Raw genomic sequence first — 19,998 nt, 5'->3', positions numbered from 1 at the left:
GTGTTAGAGACCTGAAATAACCGGATAATTGTTCAATGGTCGGCCTGGGTCCATCCTGTGTTGGCTTCCCGGTCGAGCAACTCGACCACCGGCGACACCGCCGGCCCTACCGGACAATCGGAGCCCATCATGAAAAGCATGGTGACCCGCGCCGCCACTGGCGCTACCCGCCGCGACGTGCTGGCCGGCGGTATCGGCCTGTACGCGGCCGGCCTGCTTTCCACCACCCTCTTCCCCCTGGCGTCGGCCGAGGCCGCCACGTTTACCGAAGGAGCCCCCATAATGAGCACGATCAAGACTAGCGACGGCACCGAGATTTTCTATAAGGACTGGGGTCTGCGGGATGCACAACCCATCGTCTTCCACCATGGCTGGCCGTTGTCGGCCGATGACTGGGACGCGCAGATGCTCTTCTTTCTGGCCCAGGGTTTCCGGGTCATCGCCCATGATCGGCGCGGCCATGGGCGTTCCAGCCAGACTGATACCGGAAACGAGATGGATACATACGCCGAGGATGTGAAGGCGCTGGTCGCAGCACTGAACCTGAAGGAAGCCATCCATGTCGGCCATTCCACCGGCGGCGGCGAGGTCGCGCGATATGTGGCCCGCGCGGAGCCCGGTCGGGTGAAGCGGGCAGTGCTGCTGGGAGCGGTGCCGCCGATCATGGTGAAGTCGGACAGGAATCCCGGCGGCCTGCCGCTTGAGGTCTTCGACAGTTTCCGTGCCGCTGTAGCCGGCAACCGGGCGCAGTTCTACAAGGATGTGCCGACCGGCCCCTTCTATGGCTATAACCGGCCGGGTGCGAAGGTTTCCCAGGGTGTCATCGACAACTGGTGGCGGCAGGGCATGATGGGAGGCATCAAGGCCCAGTATGACTGCATCAAAGCCTTCTCGGAAACCGACTTCACCGAGGACCTGAAGAAGATCGACGTGCCTGTGCTGCTGATGCATGGCGATGACGACCAGATTGTGCCCATCGCCGACAGTGCCCTGATGGGCATCAAGCTGCTGAAGAAGGGGACGTTGAAAGTATACAAGGGCTTCGACCACGGAATGGCCACCACCCATGCCGACACGATCAATGCCGACCTGCTGGCTTACTTCAAAAGCTAATTCCCCCGTGTGTGCCTTCAACCACAGGCAAAGCGGCGGGCGAGCCGGCAGTCGCCGGTATCCACCGGTCATTTGCAATGACCCGTGGCATTACCTTTCCAAACTCAAAATGGTGGAGGTTGCCATGCTTCGTCCTACTTTTGACCCCGAACGGTCCACCATGGCCCGTCGGGCCTTCCTGGCCGGCGCCACCGCGCTGACCGTAACGGCGGGCGCGTTGGATGCCGGGCTCAGCGTGGCGGCCCCACCACGCCGCTTTGGACATGGCAATTTCCGGATTGATGTGTTCAGTGACGGCTTCATCACCTTGTCCGATGCTATCATCGCACCGGATGCCAGCCCCTCCGAACGGGCCGACATCATCCGGCGCCTGGGCGGGCGGCAGGGGAGGGCCGAAACTCCCGTTAATATCCCACTGATCCGGGTCGGCCAGGCCCTGATCCTGGTCGATACCGGATCGGGGAACAAATTCCAGCCGTCGGCCGGACGCTTGCGTGACAATCTGCGGGCTGCCGGGATTGATCCGGCCTCCATCACTGATGTCGTAGTGACCCATGCGCATCCCGACCATTCGGGCGGCATCTTGCTGCCTGATGGTGGCCTGTCCTTTCCCAATGCCCGCTACTATGTCTCGGCGACCGAATGGGATTTCTGGATGGGGCCGGACCCGGATGCCCGCTATCCGGGTCTACGTGACTTCGTGCCCGGTGCACGGCGCGACCTGGGTGCGATTGCCGACAGGCTGGTCCGGCTGCGGGACGGGGACGAGGTGGCGGCGGGTCTGCGGGTCTTGTCCACGCCAGGCCACACGCCGGGCCATATCTCCTTGGAACTAGCCGGCGATGACGGTTTGCTGATCACCGGTGACGCCATCACCAATGTGATCGCATCGTTTGAACATCCAGGGTGGCGTTTCGGCTTTGACACCGACCAGGACCAGGGGGTGGCCACGCGCCGCCGCCTGATCGACCGGGCGGCGGCGGAGAAGCTGTGCATGCTGGGCTATCACTGGACCAGCCCAGGTTTCGCTATCGCGGAAAGGCATGGCAGTGCCTATCGCCACGTGGCGCTGGCCTGAACAGACAAGGCCTCTTTCCGCACCCTGTTAGGTCATTCGCTAACACCTAAATATGATTTCGTTGGCACCGGGCTCATGCCAGCATCATGTCCGTCTCAGTTCATGGAAGGACGTCCAGTGTCCAGCCCCTTGCTCGTCTGTGTCATCGACGATGATCCATCGCTTTGCGCCGCTTTGGAGAATCTCCTGCGTTCATACGGCTATCGCGCTATGGCCTATGGTTCTGCTGAAGAATTCCTTGCCGGCGCGAATGCAGCCAGGTCGAATTGCGTTATCTGCGATATCCAGATGCCCGGAATGTCCGGTATCGACTTGCGACTGTTACTCGCGCGCACGCAGCCGGATTTGCCCGTCATCCTGATGACGGCGCGCACCGAACGCATTCTGCTGGACCGTGCTGCGGCCGCCAACCCGGCCCGCGTTCTTCAGAAGCCATTCGATGCACAGGAACTTGCGGAATGTCTGACGGTCGCCATGGGGTCTGTGGATGCAGCCTTGCCGGGGCTGGATCGGCCATGACGGAAGATATCGCGGATCTGATTTCCGAAAGCCTGATCGTGCGCGACATGCGAGGGCATATCACGCTCTGGAACCAGGCTTCTGAACGGCTATACGGCTTGTCGGCGGCTGTGGCCTTGGGGCAGCGACTGCATGATCTGCTGGGGACGCGCCACCTGTTTCTGATGGCCGATATCGAAGCACGGTTGCTGAAGGTCGGCACCTGGGAGGGGGAGTTTGGACGCCATGCCGCCGACGGGCGCGAACTGTCGGTGGAGGTACGTTGGACCCTGCGCCGCGATGCAAGCGGACTGCCGGTCGATATCGTGGAAACCGGGCGCGATGTGTCGGCGTTGAACGCACTGGAACAGGAAACGCGGCTGGCCGCGCATCGCTACCGAAACCTGTTCCAAGCCATGGCGGCGGCCTTTTGGGAGATGGATTTCAGCCGCGTGCGCATGATGATCGGAAACCTGATGGCATCGGGCGTCACGGACCTGCCCCGATACATGGCGGAGAACCCGGACTGGGTTGTCGAAGCGATGCGTGCCGTGCACGTCATTGACGTCAATGACAAGGTGATATCCCTGTTCGGCGCCAGCCGGCGCGACGAGATTGTCGGTGGTCATGTTGCCTGGTGTTTTCCGCCGCAAAGCCGTCACGTCTTCGCTGAAAGTCTTATCGCCGCCGCGCGGCGTCAGGATCGTTACGCAACAGAAACTACCATTACCCGACTGGATGGCAAATATATCGACGTCTTGTTCACGGTCTGCTGGCCGGAAGAACATAAAGGCCGAGGAAATGTTCTGGTCGGCGTGATCGACATCACCGAACGCAAGCGGGCGGAGGAGGAAACGCGGCGCAGCGAGCGGCGCTACCGCGAACTGTTCAACCATATGCCCGTGGCACTGGGGCAACTCGACATGCGCTACATGAACGACCGCCTGACCGCCCGCTACGCAAACCAGCCGCCGCCCCGCAACGAGATGGATATCGATCTCGACTTCATTCAGGACATCCTATGTGAGACGAGAGCCATTGAGGTGAACCCGGAAGCCCAGCGCCTGTTCCGCGCAGCCACGCGCGAGGACATGCTGATCCCCATTGAGCGTTTCTGGCGTACCCGACCGGAAACGGTGCGCCGTACCGTTCTGGCCCGTCTCAGTGGGGAGCCGGGATATTCGGAAGAAACCAAGGTAGACGCCCTGGATGGCACACAGATCGACGTTCTCTATACCGTAGCCTTTCCGCCAAGCACCTGGGAACGCGGCACCAATATCGTTGCCTTCATCGATATCGGCGACCGCATCGCCGCTCTGGCGAAGGTGGAACAGATGCAATCTGAACTGGCCCATGCCGGGCGCGTCGCCATGCTGGGTGAGATGGCGGCTTCCATCGCACATGAAGTCAACCAGCCGCTGGCCGCCATCGCGACCAGTGGGGCGGCCTGCCTGCGCTGGCTGAACAGGGCCGAACCCGACTTGGGCGAAGCGCGTGATCTGGCCGGGCGCGTGGTGGCCGATGCCCAGCGTGCCGCGGGCATCATCGCGCGGGTACGCGACATGGCGGCTAACCGCCGTACGGATCATGTCATCCTCAACCTGAACGAATTGGTTGAGGAAGCGACGCACTTCCTGCGGCACGAATTCCAGGCCAGACAGGTGGAACTGCGGTTCAGTCCGGCATGTGGGTCGGCCCTTGTGTCAGCCGACCGTATCCAGATCCAGCAGGTCGTGGTCAACCTTGCCGTCAACGCGTTGCAGGCCATGGCTGAGGCGAAAGTGCCGGTCCCGCGCCTGTTGATTGCCCTGTCATCTGTTGGAGCTGCGGGCCTGCGCGTGGTTATTGAGGATAATGGCCCTGGCCTGGATACCGCCACGTTCCACCGGCTATTCGAGAGTTTTTTCACGACCAAGCGCGAGGGCCTGGGCATCGGGCTGGCGGTCTGTCGATCCATCATTGAGGCACACGGCGGCAGTATCGAGGCGGGTAACCGCCCGGACGGTCAGGGCGCCAGCTTCAGCTTCATCCTGCCATCGGTTGTGGACAGGACGGGTGACACCTGAAGAGCCACATCATAAGGTCCGGTGCCTCTTGCGCACGTTGTTTCAGTGGCTTAACTTTTCCTTCTTAGATTCCCGGAGCGGCCCAAATGACGGCTAATCCCATCGTCCATATCATTGACGACGACGCCTCGCTGCGCCTGTCGCTATGCAGCCTGTTCCGTTCGGTTGGGCTGGACGCCATGGCCCATGAAAGCGTGCGATGTTTCCTTGATACACCCCGCCCCGATACGCCCGGCTGTCTGTTGCTGGATGTACGCATGCCCGGTATCGGTGGTTTGGAATTCCAGGCGCAGCTTCAGGGTCTGGGCATTTGCCTGCCCGTCATCATCATGACGGGACATGGCGATATTCCCATGTCCGTACGAGCCATGAAGGCCGGTGCCTTGGATTTCCTGCCAAAGCCCTGCCGTGAGCAGGACCTGCTGGATGCGGTTTCCGCCGCCATCGAGCAGGACCGCAACGGTCGGGTGGAACGCGGTGCCGTGACGCAACTGCGTTCCCTTTACGAAACGCTGTCGCCCCGGGAACGTCAGGTCATGGCCCTGGTCACCGCAGGCCGGCTGAACAAGCAGGTCGCGGGCGATCTGGGCCTGTCGGAGATCACAGTGAAAATTCACCGCGGCGCCGCCATGCGTAAAATGGGTGCTCGCACGCTGGCCGATCTGGTCCGTATGTCAGAGGCGCTGAAGCTGCTCAACTCCACGGTCAGTACGCCCTATACGCAGGTATGAGCGGGTCACATTCAAGGACAATTGGTTAACGGCATTAACCGGCGCATCGTAACGGCACCCCGATCTGCGGAGGTAAGCGATCACCGGAGATATTCCGATGTCGGCAACCCAGCCAATAGACAGGGCGTGTACCGCGCTGCTGTTCGTTGACACGTACAATGATTTCCTGGCGTCGGAAGGCAAGCTCTGGCCCATGGTCGCGTCCGTGGCCACAGAACTGGGCCTGCTGAACAATCTGCGCAAAGTCGTGGCCGCCTCCCGTGGCACCGGCCTGCCCATCCCGAACACCTGTGGAGACCTGGAAATGGATATATTATCCTTCGACCACACCGCCCTGACCGCGCCCAATCGCAGTGTGGAGGTGGGGGGACGCCGCCTGGCCTATCGCCGCTTCGGGCATGGACCTGATCTGGTCCTCTGCATCCGGTTCCGGGGCACGATGGATAGCTGGGACCCGCTGTTCTTGGACCTGCTGGCCCGCGATTTCACTGTCACCGTCTTCGACTATTCCGGCCTGGGCCTGTCCACCGGCAAGGCCAGCTATGCCAAGACCGACATGGCCCGCGATGTGGATGATCTGGTTACCGCACTGGGTCTTGGCCGCGTGGTCATCGCCGGCTGGTCGCTGGGTGGGTTCGCCGCCCAGGTCTTCGCCGCCCTTCACCCCGACAAAGTCAGCCATGTGCTGGCCATCGGCACCATGCCGCCCGGCCTGATGGTCAAGGCGCAGGAACCGGTGTTCCTGCAAACTGCCTTCAAGCCGGATTATGGAATGGAGGAGGAGTATATCCTGTTTTTTGAGCCGGACAGCGCCCGATCCCGTGCGGCGGGCGATGCCTCAGTGGCGCGCATTGGGTCGCGGTCCGTGGTGGTGGATGCCGTTACCCCGCCTGCCGTGATGATCCAATCGGTGATCGAAAGCGCCGATCCGACCACGCCCTTTCCCGATCCGGACGGGACCTATCAGGCCTTTTACCGCACCACCGATATTCCCGTCCTGGCCCTGTCCGGTGACCATGACATCATGTTCCCGGTGGAAAACTGGTACGCCATGAACGACCTCTGGCCCACCCTGTTCGTTGCCACCTGGCCCGACAGCGGCCATGGCCCCCAGCACCAGTATCCGGAACTGAGCGCCGACCTGATCGCCAGCTTCGTGAAGAACAATCCGCGTTCGGCCTAAGTCCGCCGAGCATCGTCTTGTACCGGCGGCCAGAGTTTTTGACCGACCGCCTTATCCATGGAGGGGAAAATGCTGCTTGGATTGTCGATCGAGGCTTTTACGCTTCTGCATGTCATCATCTCCCTGGTCGGGATCGCCACAGGGCTGATCTGGCTGATAGCCGCCGTTGGGGGGCGGTGGTTGGGCCGGTTTAACGCGGTGTTTCTTGTCGCCACCATTGTCACCACTGTCACGGGTTTCATGTTCCCGATTACCGCTTTCACACCGGCCCTGGGGGTGGGTGGCGTGTCTCTGGCGGTACTGGCAGTAGCTGTGGCAGCCCACCGTGGTCGTTGGCCCGTGACCTATATCGTGATGGCAACTACTGCGCTTTACCTCAATTGCTTCGTAGCGGTAGTGCAGGCTTTCCTGAAAGTCGGGGCCTTGAACAGCCTTGCCCCGACCGGCAGCGAGCCTCCCTTCGTCATTGTCCAAGGGACTTTGTTGCTGACGTTTGTCGCCCTGGGCTGGCTTTCCGCCCGGCGTCGGCTTCTGCCGGTCTAGAGCGTGTTTCCGTTGACCGGAAACACGCTCTAGCTTTTCGTTTCCTCAATCGCCCGCGCTGCATCCGCAGCATGGCTTACGCGGCACGTGCTGCGCGGCGGCGGTCGCCGCCGGAGCTGTTTCCGGTCAACCGAAAACAGCTCTAGCTTTTCGTTTCCTCAAGCGCCGGCCCACCGCCTTGGTCATGATGCTCCATCCTATTCAAAAGGTAGAGCCGGCGGCAAATCCGGTGCGGTTCATGGATCGGCGGGTGGCGTCTATTCTGCTGAGGTGGGGGGGCTGACGCCCCCCACCCGATCAGAAATCCACCCCGAAACGCACGCCGATTTCACGCGGCGCGCCCAAGAACTGGTTGGTGGACGCCGATGCCATGCCCGCGACATAGCGTTCATTGGTCAGGTTGGTGGCGTACAGTTCCGCCCGCCAATTATCCAGGTTCAAGGTCAGGCGGGCCGAGATAAGATCATAGGCGGCAAGCCGGTCCGATACCGGCGAGTAGCCGATATAGCTGTAGCGTTTACCGACATAGGAATAGTTCAGACGCGGCACCAGCGTGGTCTGGTCGTCGATGTTGAACGTGTACTGGGCGCCGATATTACCGCTCCAGGTCGGGGAATACAGGCTGGGACCCGCCTTGGTCACCGCCATGAACGGCATATAGTTGAAGCACAGCGGCGGTGCCGACGGCGTGCCGGCGGGGCATTGCGGGCCCAGGGTGCCTGGCGGCAACGGGCGGGTATTGACATAGGGGACGCCGCCATTCAGGCGGGAATCCACATAAGACACACCACCATCGAAACGGAAGCCGCCATACTGTCCCTCTACCTGCGCCTCCAGCCCCTTGATGGTGGCGTTGGTGATGTTCCGGATGCCGGCCTGCCCGGACGCGGTGTCGAGGATATCGAACTGGAAGTTCGAATAATCATTATAGAAAGCGGCCACCTGGGTGCGGACATGCCCGTTGAACAGGGTGGATTTCCAGCCCATTTCGTAATCCCAGACCGTCTCTGCCCGGAACCGGGACTCCATGGAATTGAAACCACCGGGTTTGTAACCACGGGCGGCGAACACATAGAAAAGGTTATCCTCGTCCATGTTGAAATTCAGGTTGGCCTTGCCGGTGTAGACAGACTCCTTGTGCGCACCGGACAGGTCGCTGACCTCCAGCCCTGTCGGGGGAAATCCCGGGATGCCGCGCCCGATCATGACAGCACCGGTCCCGGTGGCCTTGTAATGTGAATACCGTCCGCCCAGCTGCAGCTCGAACTGATCGTTCAGGTCGTAATTGCCCTGCATGAACAGGCCGGTCGTGGTCCGCTTGTTCTGGGGCAGGATGTCGGTTGGGAAACCACCGCTGTTTTCCAAGATACGGACATCAATGACGTTGCGCTGGAAATAGCCGCCCAGGATCCAGTTGAACCGTTCCTCCTCCGGGGAGATCAGGTTCAATTCCTCGCTATATTGCTTTTCATTGGCATAATAGTCCCATGCGACATCCCCGCCGAGAGAGGCCGGCGCCCGCGTACCATCGAGATCATCCAGGCTGTTGATGGTCTTGTCCTGATATCCGGACACAGAACGCAGAACGACATCGTTGGCGAAGGTCTTGCGCAGTTCCAGGCTGGTGATCAGCGCCTCTTCCCGGTGCATGGTCGGGGTGTCGTAGCTGAGCCCGAAATAGTCGCGGGGGGTGTATGGCGCGAAATAGGTGCCGGGAATGGGCTGGTACGCATACCCACCGGTACGCATGTCGTTATACTGAACCTTGGCCAGAGCCTCGAAGCTTTCATTCTCGAACAGAAGGCCGATGCGCGCGCCCTTTTCCTCAAGCTTGCCCGCCTTGTTATTGAACGGCCCGTCATCCTTGTAATAGCTGTCGTGACCCCGCACAAAGCCGGCCACGCGCAGGGCCAGCGTATCGCTGACCGGCACACCCTTCGCGACCTCCAGCGAATAGGTGTTGTCGGTGCCATAGCCGGCGGTGACGTACCCGCTCTGGTCGTCAATCTTGGGGCTACGTGACGTCAGAAAAATAGCCCCGCCGGTGGAGTTGGAGCCAACCAGCGTGCCCTGCGGCCCGCGCAGCACCTCCACACCGGCCAGATCATAGAAACTGTTGAACTGCACGATCGGCGGCTGGAACAGGCCATCCACATAGGTGGCGACACCTGCCGTGGCATTGGGGGAATTGCTGGCCAGACCTATGCCGCGAATGTTCACGGACTGGGTCTGGCCGGCATTGGTGATCGACAGCGACGGTGTGGCGCTCTGCAGATCGGCCAACTGCACCACCGCCTTGGCTTCCAGTTGGCTGGCGTCCAGTGCCGTGATGGCGATGGCAACCTTCTGCAGGTTTTCCGAACGCCGCTGGGCCGTGACGACAATCTCTTCAAGCACGAAGCCGGCTTTTTCGTCGGCTTCCGGGGGCGTTGTCTGTGCAAATGCGGCGGTGCTGATCGCGGTGGCGGTGGCCAGGGTCAAACCCGCCACTTTCCGATGGACCTTCGTCATCGTTCATTCCCTCCCTGTCTTATTTGGATTTGTTGGTATTTTTGTTTTCGGCTGATTGTGGGCTTTGGCCCTTACCGGGGCGTCCATGCCGACGCGGCGGCCAGGAACGCATCGGCTTCCTCATGGGGCTCATCATTACCGGGCGGGAAATAGCTGAGCTTGACCACAACAGTGCGGGTCGCCCGGTCGACGAAGATGTACTGGCCCTGAAGCCCGATCGCCTGGAACGAATGGTCGTTGGGGATCCACCATTGATAGCCATAGCCGGGCCCCGGCCCGCCCGTGGCCTTGGTGGATTCCCGCACCCATTCCGGCGACACGATTTGACGTCCGTTCGCCTTGCCGTCCTGCAGCATCATCTGGCCGATGCGGGCGAAATCGCGCGCAGTGGCGTTAAAGCCCGCACCATTGAATTCCCGCCCCACACCCGGCTGGCCATCCATGATGAAGAAGCCGTCGCGTTCCATCCCCAGGGGTTCCCACAGACGCTGGGCGGCATAGGCGGCAATGGTGCTACCGCCGCTGACCCGTTCCAGCAGCAGGCCCAGAACGGCGGTGTCCAGGGTCTTGTACTGAAAGACCTCGCCCGGCTTGTGCTGCCGCTTGATGGTCTTGGCGGCATCGACAAAGCGGATGACGTTGGAGACTAGCGCTTGTTCGTGATTGCGAGCCGCGATGCCGGGATTGGCGAAATCGTACCGTTCCTCGTAATCGACACCCGACCGCATCTGCAGCACCTGACGGACGGTTGCGCCATCATAGCCGCTGCCCTTCAGTTCCGGCAGATAGACGGTGATCTTGTCATCCAAGGACTTGATCCGCCCCTCCTGCACGGCCACGCCGATCAGGATCGAGGTGATGGACTTGGTAACGGACCAGGCCATGAACCGCGTCTGGGCATTGGTATTGTTCCGGTAAATCTCCGAAACGATCCGACCATCCTTCATGACCAGCAAGGCGTTGGTGTAATTCCGCTCCAGGAACTGTTCGGGCGTATATTGCTGTCCCTTGTAGGTATAGGTGAAATCCAGCGCATGGTCGGCGCGGGGCAAGTCCCAGATGCTGCCGGACCGGGCCACGGTGCGCGTGGTGAACAGATAATCCATCTCGTGGAACGTCAGGGCATTGACGTCCGCGTCATTCATCTTGCGGCGCAGATCCTGGATCATCGGCGGGACGGTCGATGCCGGCAGCGTCGGGTCCGGTGCGGGGGCCGGGTATCCCAACACCAAGCCGGGCGCCATCGCAACCATTAGCGCCAATGCACCGTTACGTAGAATTCGACCAGTTTTCATAGCTTCCCCCCTGACAGACGGCTTTTGGCCGCACCATTGCGAAGCCGGAGACTGGATGGCGTCTCCGTTCGCTTTCGTGCCTGCATTGTTGGGGAAGTGACGGATGACCGGCGACTCCCATATGGGATATCGCAGCAACGATCAGCGCGGATTTATCCACGTCATGCTATAGCTCGCAGGGGCGACGTCCACGCTCGCAACGTTACTGGCTGAGCCGCATGGCGAGCGAGGTACAGACCCGTCGGACCAGTTCGGCCTGCCGCGGGCATCCGGCCTTGGCCAAGGCGTTTTTCAGCTGGATGCGGGCCGTTCCCTCCGAAATCCCGCGCTGCTGGGCATAGTCGCGCAGCGACAGGCCATCGCAGAGGCCCGCCGTCAACCGCGCTTCCGCATTGGACATGCCGAACAGCGACGCGACCGCCGCCGGAGAGATGTTCAGGGGGCGTCCTGGTTCCCGCAGCAGCAGGGCCACGGTCCCGGACATATCCCGTGCACCCTGTGCCGACTGTGAACGGAGCCCCAGCGCCATAACCTGAACCGACGTTTCCACATCCGCCCGGCCCAGCGTCAGTTGGGGTGATCGCTCCCCGTCATCAGCCGCCACCTGCGCCAGCATGGATCGCAGGGCCCCGCTGTCACCCGGGTGAATGGCGCGGATATGTCCGGCAACTTCCCGCAGGACCGGGGAACGAACCAGAATGGACAAAGCCTCGTTGTTTGCCCATATGATGAAGCCGGTATCGTTGCACAGGACAAGGCCAGCCCCCAGGGCGTTACCTGCCTCCATCAGGAGATCGGCACGCGACACCGCCGCCTGCAACTGCCCGCTGATTTGGACCGCCTGGCGTAGATGCAGGAGAAGCTGCTGTGTCAGCCTTTCCTCCTCCTGGCCCATCTGCTGATCGGTTGTTGCCGGCTGATGAAGGATCAGGGCCAGGAAACGCCCCGGAGACAATTCGATGATGCCGCTGAGATTGGGGCCAAATTCCAGCATCTGCCGGCGACGCTGTATTTCCTTCAACTCCACGGAACCTGCCGGAAATATCTCCTCATCCCGCTCAATGGCCACCTGTCCGACCATATGTTGTGTGGGGGGAATGCGAAGCCGGGGATTACTGTCGTTATTAAGGATACGGTCATGGTTCTGCTGATGGGAAAGCGAATAGGTATCCCGCATGTTCCAGATCGGACGGGTAACCCCCGCCCTATAGTCCAAAACCTGGACGACCGCGCTGCGGATGGACATGTATTTGCAAAGGTGGTCGAGCGCAAGCGGCCACCGGTCAGGCGCAGATGTGCAGGCATATAAATCCAGAAGCAACTCCTGCATGGCCCCCTCAACGCATTGTTATTATTCTATATTCTGCCCCGGCATCAGGTATTTCAATCGCAGTCCATCAGATGCGAAAGCCTGTTCACACGCATGACCACCCCGTCACAGGCTGCGCACCAGCGATTCATATCAGTTTATTCTGAAAAACTCATCTGTGTGTTCTGATCACCGGAAACCGGCGAATGCCGGACGGGTGCGCAGCAGCATGTGTGTGAGCTAGAGGGGCATCCATACCAGCAACTCAGGATACCGTTGACGGGCAGGGGGAGATGGATTGAGTCTCCCCGAACACCTAACATATTAATTACTGGTGCTCAGCTGTTGCTCAAACAACAAATAAGCAAAATAATTATGTGAAATTTGCAATTTCACACATGACGGCCCTGAAAACTCAAGGCTTCGCCGCTATATTGGCTGATATGGCATGATATTTGCCAATAACCTCCATGGCAATACCGCCCACCATGGAGGTTCCCATGCGTATCGTCGGCCTATCCGGCAGCTTATCCCGCCAGTCGCGTATCACCACGCTGGTGGAGGATATGGTTTGTCGTCTGGCCGTACAGCTGGGGCCTGCCCAAACGAGGCTGGTCGAGGTGGCAGCCCTGGCTCCGGCCCTGGCCGGGACCTTGCACCCGCGCGATGCGCTGCCCGCTCTATACAATGCTTTTGCGGCACTGCGCACCGCCGATATCCTGGTCGTTGGCACGCCGGTTCAGAAAGGGTCCTATACGGGGCTGCTGAAGCATTTCCTGGACCTGCTAGACCCGGATGATCTGGCCGGAAAGACCGTGGTGCTGGCCGCCACGGGGGCGGCAGGGGACCCGCTATCGATCATTGATCATCAGCTGCGGCCGCTTTTCGCCTATTTCGGCACGCATACGGTGCCGACGGGCCTGTTCGCCCGGGATGGGGACTTTCAGGTCGATGTCGGTGGCAGCTATGGCTTGTCCTCGGCAGCATTGCTGGCCCAGGCAGATCGCATCGCCGATGAGGTGGCGCGGCTGACGCGGGGAACGCTGGCTGGCGTTCCGGTCGTGGCTTGAGGGGGAGGTTGGATGATGCGATCGACCCTTCAACAACGGCTTCTGCCATTGCTGGTTCCCGGCCTGATCCTGGCCGCCTGGTTCGCCGGCACCAGCGGGGAGGGTTTCACGGCCCAGGTTCTGGTGCCGCCGGTCGTCGTGCTGGACAGTTTCAACGAGTTACTGGCCAGCGGCGAGTTGGCGGACCATTTGCGCGCCAGCCTGTCGCGGCTGCTGCTGGGGTTTGGCATCGGTTCGGGTTTGGGATTGGGCTTTGGCATCCTGCTGGCCCGCTCTGCCCTGGTCACGGCCTTTGCCGGCCCGTTCTTTCACGCGGTGCGGCAGGTGCCGTCCATCGCCTTTCTGCCCATGCTGATCCTGCTGCTGGGCGTGGATGAGGGGTTCAAGCTGGCCATTGTCGCCAAGGCTGCTTTCTTCCCCGTGGCGCTGGCCACCCATGATGCGGTCAGGGGCATTTCGAAGGGCTGGCTGGAAGTGGCCGCTATCTATCGCCTATCACCACTCCGCGTGCTGTTCCGCCTGATCCTGCCCGCCACGGTGCCGCCGGTCCTGACGGGGCTACGTCTCGGCCTGACCCGGGCCTGGATCGTGCTGGTCGCGGCAGAGCTGATGGCGGCGGAGAATGGTATCGGCCAGATGATGGAGATGGGTCGCCAGATGTTCCGCATCGACACGGTGATGGTGGGGGTGGCCCTGACCGGCCTGATCGGGTTTGCCCTGGATCAGGGCGTGCGCGTGGCCGAGCGTCGGCTGGTCCGCTGGAAATCGGTTTGAGGAGGGTTGGCCCCATGTCACTGATCGCTGAATTTCCGCCCACTTCCTTCGTTTATGCCGACCGCATCGAGGATCATGATCCGCCGCCGGCCTGGCTGGTCGCCCTGGTCAAGCGGGCACGCGGTCTGGTGCTGCCGCTGCTGCTGGCCGCCGCCTGGCATTGGGCGTCCAGCCTTGATGCCAGCACCGCCTATGCCTTTGTGCCGCTGGATCAGGTGTGGGAGCGGCTGTTGCAATTGCTATCGACCGGCGAGTTGGCCATCAATGCCGGGTCCAGCCTGGGCCGCGCCCTGACCGGGCTGGCATTGGGCGGTCTGTCGGGCGTCCTGATGGGCAGTCTGATGGCTGGTTTCCCGGTGGTAGAGCGGCTGTTCGGGCCGCTGTTGCAGGCCTTCCGGCAGGTGCCGCTGCTGGGCTGGCTGCCGCTGGTCGGCCTGTGGCTGGGCAGCGGGGAGGAGGCCAAGCAATTGCTGGTCGCCGTTGCCGCCTTTCACCCGCTGCTGCTCAATTCCTACGAGGGTTTTGCACAGGCGGAGAAGAAACATCTGGAGGTGGGGCGGGTACTGATGCTGTCTCGCTGGCGGACCTTCCGCTTCATCCTGCTGCCCACGGCTTTGCCGTCGATCCTGACCGGTGTGGGCCAGGCGCTGGCCTTTGCCTGGATTTCCACCATCGGCGTCGAACTGCTGTTTGGCACGGGGGCTGGACTGGGGTCCCTGATGCACACCGCACAGATGGCGGGCGATATGGGTGTCGTTCTGCTGTGCGTCATCGCCATCGGCCTGATGGGCTATGGCCTGAACCTGATCCTGTCGTTGGTCCGCGCGCGCCTGCTGCGCTGGCGCGTCACCGGCTGAACCTTGGAAGATCATCATGAATGCCATCATTGATCCGCGCCATATCCAGGCGGACAGCGCGCCCGCCACGGGTGGTCTTGCCATCCGGCACGTGCATAAAGGCTTCGATATCGACGGCCGCAAACTGTCGGTGCTGGAGGATGTCAGCCTGACCATCGCGCCCGGACAGTTCGTCTCCATCGTCGGGGCCAGCGGTTGCGGCAAGTCCACCTTGCTGCGCCTGATCGCCGGGCTGGAGCAGCAGGATAGCGGCGATATCCTACTGGACGGGGTGCCGGTGGCCGGGCCGGGGCTGGATCGGGGCCTGATTTTTCAGGATCACCGGCTGTTTCCCTGGCTCACCGTTGAACAGAATGTGCTGCTGGCCCTGTCCAACAGTGACGAGGCAGCGGCGGACAAACGGGCGCGCGTGGCCAGTCTGTTGACCCTGGTGGGGCTGGACGGGTTTGCCCAGGCCTTTCCACATCAGCTTTCCGGCGGCATGGCGCAACGGGCCGCCATTGCCCGCGCCCTGGCCCCGCAGCCACAGGTGCTGCTGCTGGATGAACCGCTGGGGGCGCTGGACGCCCTGACCCGGCTGCGTCTGCAATCGGAATTGCAACGCATCTGGCTGGCCCAGCGCAGCACCATGATCATGGTGACCCATGATGTCGATGAGGCGCTGTTCCTGGGCGACGTCATTGTGGTCATGCAGCCCGGTCGTATCGCCCGCATCCTGCATGTGCCCAGCGCCCATCCGCGTGATCGCGCCGATCCGGCCCTGACGCCGCTGAAGGCCGAAATCCTTTCCCTGCTGCATGCCGGCTAACGCCGCACGCCCTCCTCAGGAAACCGATCATGACCATTGCCGCCCCGGCCAATATTGATACGCTCTGGTACACCCGCTGCTCCGTGCCCACACCGTTCGGGCTGGCGGCACAGTTCGCCTGGTTCGAGCAGGAATTCGCCCCCGATGGCATCATCGTCAAGGCGTTGCGGGAATCTGCCGACCCGACGGAGCAGGCATCCCATTTCACCCACTCCCTGCGCCATTCCTTCCGCCAGGGCGGATCGGTTCCGCCCATCTGGGCGCGGGGGCAGGGGGTGCGGACCAAGGTGATCGGCATCACCTGGACCGATGAATATCAAGCCATCATTGCTCTGCCGCAATCGGGCATCCGTTCGGTGCGTGATCTGCGTGGCCGCCGGGTGGGCATCCCCCATCATGGCAGTCTGGTTGATCATAACCGTATCTCCGCCCTGCGGGCCTTTACCGTGGCGCTGGATACGGAAGGCTTGAGCCTCCGGGATGTCGAGTTGCAGGACTTGGCCGATGCGGCGGTGCCGCTGGCCAATGATCCGCGCGCACCGGACGCCACGGTGACCTTCGCCGGTCGCCGCCGTCGCCATTCCTACACTAACGAGGTCTATGCCCTGGTTAGGGGCGAGGTGGACGCCGTTTACGTCAAGGATGTGCGCGGGGCGGAGGTGACGCAATTGCTGGGCGCCGGGATCATTTTTGATCTGGGTTTCCATCCTGACCCCTTTATCCGCGTGTCCAATTGCACCCCGCGTCCGCTGACCGTGAACGAGGAGACAATTGAGAACCATCCCGAGATCGTCACCCGGTTTCTGCGTCAGGTGGTGAAGGCCGGCGAATGGGCGGCGCTGCATCCCGACGATGCCACGGCGCTGGTGGCGCGGGAGACGGGGTGGTCGGAACGCTGGCTGCGCCGCGCCTATGGCGAACAGCTGCACCGGTCGCTGTCGGTGGAACTGTCGGAGGACAGCATCAAGGGCCTGGGTGTGTTCAAGGATTACATCGCCTCCATCGGGGCGCTGGATCAGGACTTCAACATCCATGACTGGATCGACCCGCGCCCGCTGGCCGAGGTCCAAGCCCGCATCCGAACTGCGGCGTAAGGAGGCCGGACAAATGATCAACCGCCGTTTCCTGCTGAAGGCCGGTGTCGCCGGATTGGCTGCCGTTACCGCACCTGCCATCGTCACCCGCGCGCAGGCCTTGCCCAAATCCATCCGCATCGCCGGCGGCGTGAATTTCGCCCAGGGCCAGTTGCAACTGACCGGCTATGCCGCCGTCATCGCGCATCAGGGCTGGTTGGCGGCGGAGCTGGACAGACGCGGCGTAGCGCTGGAGCCGTTTGCCGTGTCGCACAAGGCGACGGGCCCGCAGATCAATGAGGGGTTTGCCAACCGTTCCCTGGAATTTGCCTCCTATGGCGATCTGCCCACCATCATCTGCAATGCCAATGGCGTGCAGACACGGCTGCTGGTGCCCAACGGCATGGGCGGCAGCGGCGATACGTTCCTGGTGGTGCCGGCAGGGTCCACGGCCAAGGATGTGGCCGACCTAAAGGGCAAGCGCATCGCGGTGCATCGTGGGCGGCCCTGGGAAATTCCCTTTTTCCGGCTGCTGGCGGCACGCGGCCTGTCACCATCCGATCTCACCATCCTGAACATCGACCCGATGACGGGGGCTGCTGCCGTATCGGCGGGCAAGATCGACGGGCTGTTCACCATGACCGACGCCTATCTGCTGGAAGAAAAGGGCGTGGCCCGCATCCTCTGGTCCAGCAAGGGGCAGGGGCCGGAATGGAAGATGCGGACGGAAATGTTCGGGCGGAAGGACTTCATCGAAAGCCAGCCGGAACTGACCCAGCTTGTCACCACCGCCTATATCAAGGCCGCGCACTGGGCCTCCGACCCCGCCAACAAGGAAAAGTACCTGGAATTCCAGGGCCGGACCGGGACGCCGCGCAGCGTGCTGAACCGCACCTATGATGAGCAGGGTGACGCATGGCGGCAGCGTTGGGCGCCTCTGTTTGCCCCCGATATTGCCGAACGCTATCAGGACACGGTGCAATACGCCCTGGATAACAAGCTGATCCGCCAGCGGATTGATGCCGCCACCCTTTTTGCGCCGTCCTTCGCCGGCAAAGCATTGAAAAGTCTTGGCCTTGAAGGCTATTGGCGGGGAGAGGCATGATAGGGTTATGTAAATATACATTCATACATTGTATATTTACATAATTCCCTATTTGACATGGCTCATTGCGCCCCTTAAAATCCGAAGTATAAGAGTAGGGAATTTCCCCTGCTGTCCGGTACGGGAAAGGGAACGCAATGGCGCTGCAACCTGGCGGGCGGGAAGGACCGCCCGGTTTAATGACCTTCGACAGTCCGGGCTTTCACTCGCAAAGCATCCGGGCCAGCGCCGTCGTGTTCGAAGACCCGGCGTCGCGTCAGCTCTATGAACGTATTGGCCGGATCGGCCCGTCGGAGGCGACGGTGCTGGTGGCGGGCGAGACGGGGACCGGCAAGGAGCTGGTCGCCCGTCTTCTGCACCGGTTGAGCCCGCGCGCCGCCCGGCCCTTCATCGCCATCAACTGCGCCGCCCTGCCGGAAAATCTGGTGGAGAGTGAGCTGTTCGGCCATGAGCGCGGAGCCTTTACGGGGGCCGTCAGCGCCAAGCGTGGCTGGTTCGAGGCGGCGCAGCATGGCACCCTGTTCCTGGATGAGATTGGCGACCTGCCCTTGTCGATGCAGGTAAAGCTGCTGCGGGTCCTGCAGGAGCGGGAGATTTCGCGCGTCGGGGGCCGCACCGCCATTCCCATCGATGTCCGCATCATCGCTGCCAGCCATGTCAATCTGGAAGGTGCGGTGCGGGCCGGGCGGTTTCGGGAGGATCTGTATTTCCGCCTGAATGTGGCCCAGATCCGGGTGCCGGCGCTGCGTGAACGTCCTGCTGATATCCTACCGCTGGCTGGGCATTTCCTGAAGCTTTACGGCGACCGTCTGCGCATGCGCAGCGTCGGGCTGTCACCTGCCGCCGAACGGCTGATGACCGCCTATGCCTGGCCCGGCAATATCCGGGAGCTTGAGAATGTCATCCACCACGCTTTGCTGGTGATGAATGGGGAGGCGATCGGGCCGACCGATCTTAATTTGCCCGGACAGCGTATGCTGATGGAGGCATCGCATACGCCCCTGACCCAGGAAGCAGCCCCCCCTGGTTTTGATGCCGCCCTTTTGCCCTTGTTCGAAAGCGGGGCGGAGAACCTGTATGAGCTGGTCGAGGCCAAGCTGTTTCAGGCGGCGTATGAATATTGCCACCGCAATCAGCTGCAGACCGCCAAGCTGCTGGGGATCACCCGCAACATTCTACGGCACCGGTTGAAGCAGTATGGAATGCTGTAGCGCGGATGAGCGAAGCGTTACTCCGCTGCGGCCTGGTGGATGGTGCCATCATCATCCACGGTGGCAGTGGACGGGATCAGGCCGCCCATGCGCCATTGCTGCTGCAACACGCCGGGCCCGAAGGGCTTTGACCCGCCCAGGGCAGCGGCGGCCAGGATCTGGAAATTCGCCCCTTCCTCCAGCAGCAGGATGGTATTGGCCAGATCGATAATGCCCTTCCGGCTCCACACCGTGGCGCCGCCATTGGCCTCGATAATGCCGGGGACTTCCGTATCCTTGGCGATGCTGTCCAGGATAAAATCCACCTCCGGCTGCCGGCGGTTGATATAGACGGGAAGGCTTGCCGTCTTGCGGAAGCGCCGGTTGGGCACATAGAGCAGCGGCAGTTCGGCATGGGCCTGTGAATAGGCCCCCAGGCTCGGCGTGTGGACATGGCTGATGGCCACGACATCATCATGGGTGCGGAACAGCTTGGTATAGCGCCCGCCGCCGGGACTCGCACTCTTGCCCAGATAGACGGTGCCGTCGAAGCCGACGACGCTGGTCTTCACCTCGTCCAGGTCGTCGCCCCAGGGGCCGGCATAGTTGAGATTGACCAGGATCTGGCTGTCGGGGATGCGGATGATGAAGCCGACGGTGCCGGACGGGGAGATGGTGCGGGTTTCCCGCAGGACGCGGAAAGCCTTGCGCGCATCCTTCTGCGCCTGGGTGACAAAGGCGAGCTGTTCGGCCGTCAGGCCGGTGGCGACGGTGTCGGTCATTATTCTCTCCAG

The 19,998-nt window shown here is 61.9% G+C and carries 18 protein-coding genes; 14 read left to right on the top strand and 4 right to left on the bottom strand.

Annotated features, from left to right (window positions below; all coding sequences use genetic code 11):
* Positions 1 to 282: 282 nt before the first annotated feature.
* From ACODSP_RS05185 to ACODSP_RS05155, 7 genes are all read left to right on the top strand, one after another.
* The gene (locus ACODSP_RS05185) at positions 283 to 1,113 is read left to right on the top strand and encodes an alpha/beta fold hydrolase (RefSeq protein ID WP_488964656.1); all 831 of its coding nucleotides are present in this window, start codon (positions 283 to 285) and stop codon (positions 1,111 to 1,113) included.
* A 124-nt stretch (positions 1,114 to 1,237) separates the two neighbouring features.
* On the top strand, positions 1,238 to 2,191 hold the full coding sequence (locus tag ACODSP_RS05180) for an MBL fold metallo-hydrolase (protein WP_488964564.1): 954 nt from the start codon (positions 1,238 to 1,240) through the stop codon (positions 2,189 to 2,191).
* A gap of 117 nt (positions 2,192 to 2,308) precedes the next feature.
* Positions 2,309 to 2,710: a response regulator transcription factor gene (locus ACODSP_RS05175; RefSeq protein ID WP_488964563.1), complete on the top strand. Its 402-nt coding sequence runs from the start codon at positions 2,309 to 2,311 to the stop codon at positions 2,708 to 2,710.
* Positions 2,707 to 4,755 (top strand): PAS domain-containing sensor histidine kinase, encoded by a 2,049-nt coding sequence (locus ACODSP_RS05170; RefSeq protein ID WP_488964562.1) that lies wholly within the window; start codon positions 2,707 to 2,709, stop codon positions 4,753 to 4,755. Before ACODSP_RS05175 ends, ACODSP_RS05170 begins: the two co-directional genes overlap by 4 nt.
* An 86-nt stretch (positions 4,756 to 4,841) precedes the next feature.
* Positions 4,842 to 5,486, top strand: a complete 645-nt coding sequence (locus ACODSP_RS05165) for a response regulator transcription factor (protein WP_488964561.1) — start codon at positions 4,842 to 4,844, stop codon at positions 5,484 to 5,486.
* Positions 5,487 to 5,583: 97 nt separating this feature from the next.
* The gene (locus ACODSP_RS05160; protein ID WP_488964560.1) at positions 5,584 to 6,669 is read left to right on the top strand and encodes an alpha/beta fold hydrolase; all 1,086 of its coding nucleotides are present in this window, start codon (positions 5,584 to 5,586) and stop codon (positions 6,667 to 6,669) included.
* A gap of 69 nt (positions 6,670 to 6,738) precedes the next feature.
* A complete protein-coding gene (locus ACODSP_RS05155) occupies positions 6,739 to 7,212 on the top strand; it encodes a hypothetical protein (RefSeq protein ID WP_488964559.1) in 474 nt (157 codons plus the stop codon).
* A gap of 297 nt (positions 7,213 to 7,509) precedes the next feature.
* Here ACODSP_RS05155 and ACODSP_RS05150 read toward each other — a convergent pair whose 3' ends face one another.
* The 3 genes from ACODSP_RS05150 to ACODSP_RS05140 all read right to left on the bottom strand — a co-directional run bounded on the left by ACODSP_RS05150 (position 7,510) and on the right by ACODSP_RS05140 (position 12,195).
* Positions 7,510 to 9,723: a TonB-dependent receptor gene (locus ACODSP_RS05150; protein WP_488964558.1), complete on the bottom strand. Its 2,214-nt coding sequence runs from the start codon at positions 9,721 to 9,723 to the stop codon at positions 7,510 to 7,512.
* Positions 9,724 to 9,794: 71 nt separating this feature from the next.
* Entirely contained in the window at positions 9,795 to 10,967 is a 1,173-nt protein-coding gene (locus ACODSP_RS05145) for a serine hydrolase domain-containing protein (protein ID WP_488964557.1), read from the bottom strand.
* Between the two features lie 253 nt (positions 10,968 to 11,220).
* Positions 11,221 to 12,195, bottom strand: coding sequence for a helix-turn-helix transcriptional regulator (locus ACODSP_RS05140; protein ID WP_488964556.1), 975 nt, complete (start codon positions 12,193 to 12,195; stop codon positions 11,221 to 11,223).
* Between the two features lie 632 nt (positions 12,196 to 12,827).
* Between ACODSP_RS05140 and ACODSP_RS05135 the strand changes: the two genes are divergently transcribed.
* The 7 genes from ACODSP_RS05135 to ACODSP_RS05105 all read left to right on the top strand — a co-directional run bounded on the left by ACODSP_RS05135 (position 12,828) and on the right by ACODSP_RS05105 (position 19,225).
* Positions 12,828 to 13,397, top strand: coding sequence for an NAD(P)H-dependent oxidoreductase (locus tag ACODSP_RS05135; RefSeq protein WP_488964555.1), 570 nt, complete (start codon positions 12,828 to 12,830; stop codon positions 13,395 to 13,397).
* A 12-nt stretch (positions 13,398 to 13,409) separates the two neighbouring features.
* Entirely contained in the window at positions 13,410 to 14,171 is a 762-nt protein-coding gene (locus ACODSP_RS05130; RefSeq protein ID WP_488964554.1) for an ABC transporter permease, read from the top strand.
* Positions 14,172 to 14,185: 14 nt separating this feature from the next.
* The gene (locus tag ACODSP_RS05125) at positions 14,186 to 15,028 is read left to right on the top strand and encodes an ABC transporter permease (RefSeq protein WP_488964553.1); all 843 of its coding nucleotides are present in this window, start codon (positions 14,186 to 14,188) and stop codon (positions 15,026 to 15,028) included.
* Between the two features lie 16 nt (positions 15,029 to 15,044).
* Positions 15,045 to 15,836 carry an ABC transporter ATP-binding protein gene (locus ACODSP_RS05120; protein ID WP_488964552.1) on the top strand — a complete coding sequence of 264 codons (792 nt, stop codon included), beginning with the start codon at positions 15,045 to 15,047 and terminating at the stop codon, positions 15,834 to 15,836.
* 29 nt (positions 15,837 to 15,865) lie between these two features.
* A complete protein-coding gene (locus tag ACODSP_RS05115) occupies positions 15,866 to 16,930 on the top strand; it encodes an ABC transporter substrate-binding protein (protein ID WP_488964551.1) in 1,065 nt (354 codons plus the stop codon).
* Positions 16,931 to 16,943: 13 nt separating this feature from the next.
* Positions 16,944 to 18,014 (top strand): ABC transporter substrate-binding protein, encoded by a 1,071-nt coding sequence (locus ACODSP_RS05110; RefSeq protein ID WP_488964550.1) that lies wholly within the window; start codon positions 16,944 to 16,946, stop codon positions 18,012 to 18,014.
* Positions 18,015 to 18,151: 137 nt separating this feature from the next.
* Positions 18,152 to 19,225, top strand: coding sequence for a sigma-54 interaction domain-containing protein (locus ACODSP_RS05105; protein WP_488964549.1), 1,074 nt, complete (start codon positions 18,152 to 18,154; stop codon positions 19,223 to 19,225).
* Positions 19,226 to 19,242: 17 nt separating this feature from the next.
* On the opposite strand, the gene ACODSP_RS05100 is transcribed toward ACODSP_RS05105, so the two are convergent.
* Positions 19,243 to 19,986, bottom strand: a complete 744-nt coding sequence (locus tag ACODSP_RS05100) for a class II aldolase/adducin family protein (RefSeq protein ID WP_488964548.1) — start codon at positions 19,984 to 19,986, stop codon at positions 19,243 to 19,245.
* Positions 19,987 to 19,998 lie beyond the last annotated feature (12 nt).

The organism is Niveispirillum sp. FG156, assembly GCF_057809555.1.
Note: the sequence above shows the minus strand (reverse complement) of the source record. Positions and strands in the feature narration are given on the sequence as shown.

What these genes read in the sequence shown, in the direction of transcription:
- ACODSP_RS05125 (WP_488964553.1), top strand. Translation starts at nt 14,186, where the DNA reads ATGTCACTGATCGCTGAATTTCCGCCCACTTCCTTCGTTTATGCCGAC.
- ACODSP_RS05145 (WP_488964557.1), bottom strand. Translation starts at nt 10,967, where the DNA reads ATGGCGCCCGGCTTGGTGTTGGGATACCCGGCCCCCGCACCGGACCCG.
- ACODSP_RS05170 (WP_488964562.1), top strand. Translation starts at nt 2,707, where the DNA reads ATGACGGAAGATATCGCGGATCTGATTTCCGAAAGCCTGATCGTGCGC.
- ACODSP_RS05105 (WP_488964549.1), top strand. Translation starts at nt 18,152, where the DNA reads ATGGCGCTGCAACCTGGCGGGCGGGAAGGACCGCCCGGTTTAATGACC.
- ACODSP_RS05130 (WP_488964554.1), top strand. Translation starts at nt 13,410, where the DNA reads ATGATGCGATCGACCCTTCAACAACGGCTTCTGCCATTGCTGGTTCCC.
- ACODSP_RS05150 (WP_488964558.1), bottom strand. Translation starts at nt 9,723, where the DNA reads ATGACGAAGGTCCATCGGAAAGTGGCGGGTTTGACCCTGGCCACCGCC.
- ACODSP_RS05120 (WP_488964552.1), top strand. Translation starts at nt 15,045, where the DNA reads ATGAATGCCATCATTGATCCGCGCCATATCCAGGCGGACAGCGCGCCC.
- ACODSP_RS05100 (WP_488964548.1), bottom strand. Translation starts at nt 19,986, where the DNA reads ATGACCGACACCGTCGCCACCGGCCTGACGGCCGAACAGCTCGCCTTT.
- ACODSP_RS05155 (WP_488964559.1), top strand. Translation starts at nt 6,739, where the DNA reads ATGCTGCTTGGATTGTCGATCGAGGCTTTTACGCTTCTGCATGTCATC.
- ACODSP_RS05135 (WP_488964555.1), top strand. Translation starts at nt 12,828, where the DNA reads ATGCGTATCGTCGGCCTATCCGGCAGCTTATCCCGCCAGTCGCGTATC.
- ACODSP_RS05165 (WP_488964561.1), top strand. Translation starts at nt 4,842, where the DNA reads ATGACGGCTAATCCCATCGTCCATATCATTGACGACGACGCCTCGCTG.
- ACODSP_RS05110 (WP_488964550.1), top strand. Translation starts at nt 16,944, where the DNA reads ATGATCAACCGCCGTTTCCTGCTGAAGGCCGGTGTCGCCGGATTGGCT.
- ACODSP_RS05140 (WP_488964556.1), bottom strand. Translation starts at nt 12,195, where the DNA reads ATGCGGGATACCTATTCGCTTTCCCATCAGCAGAACCATGACCGTATC.
- ACODSP_RS05115 (WP_488964551.1), top strand. Translation starts at nt 15,866, where the DNA reads ATGACCATTGCCGCCCCGGCCAATATTGATACGCTCTGGTACACCCGC.
- ACODSP_RS05180 (WP_488964564.1), top strand. Translation starts at nt 1,238, where the DNA reads ATGCTTCGTCCTACTTTTGACCCCGAACGGTCCACCATGGCCCGTCGG.
- ACODSP_RS05185 (WP_488964656.1), top strand. Translation starts at nt 283, where the DNA reads ATGAGCACGATCAAGACTAGCGACGGCACCGAGATTTTCTATAAGGAC.
- ACODSP_RS05160 (WP_488964560.1), top strand. Translation starts at nt 5,584, where the DNA reads ATGTCGGCAACCCAGCCAATAGACAGGGCGTGTACCGCGCTGCTGTTC.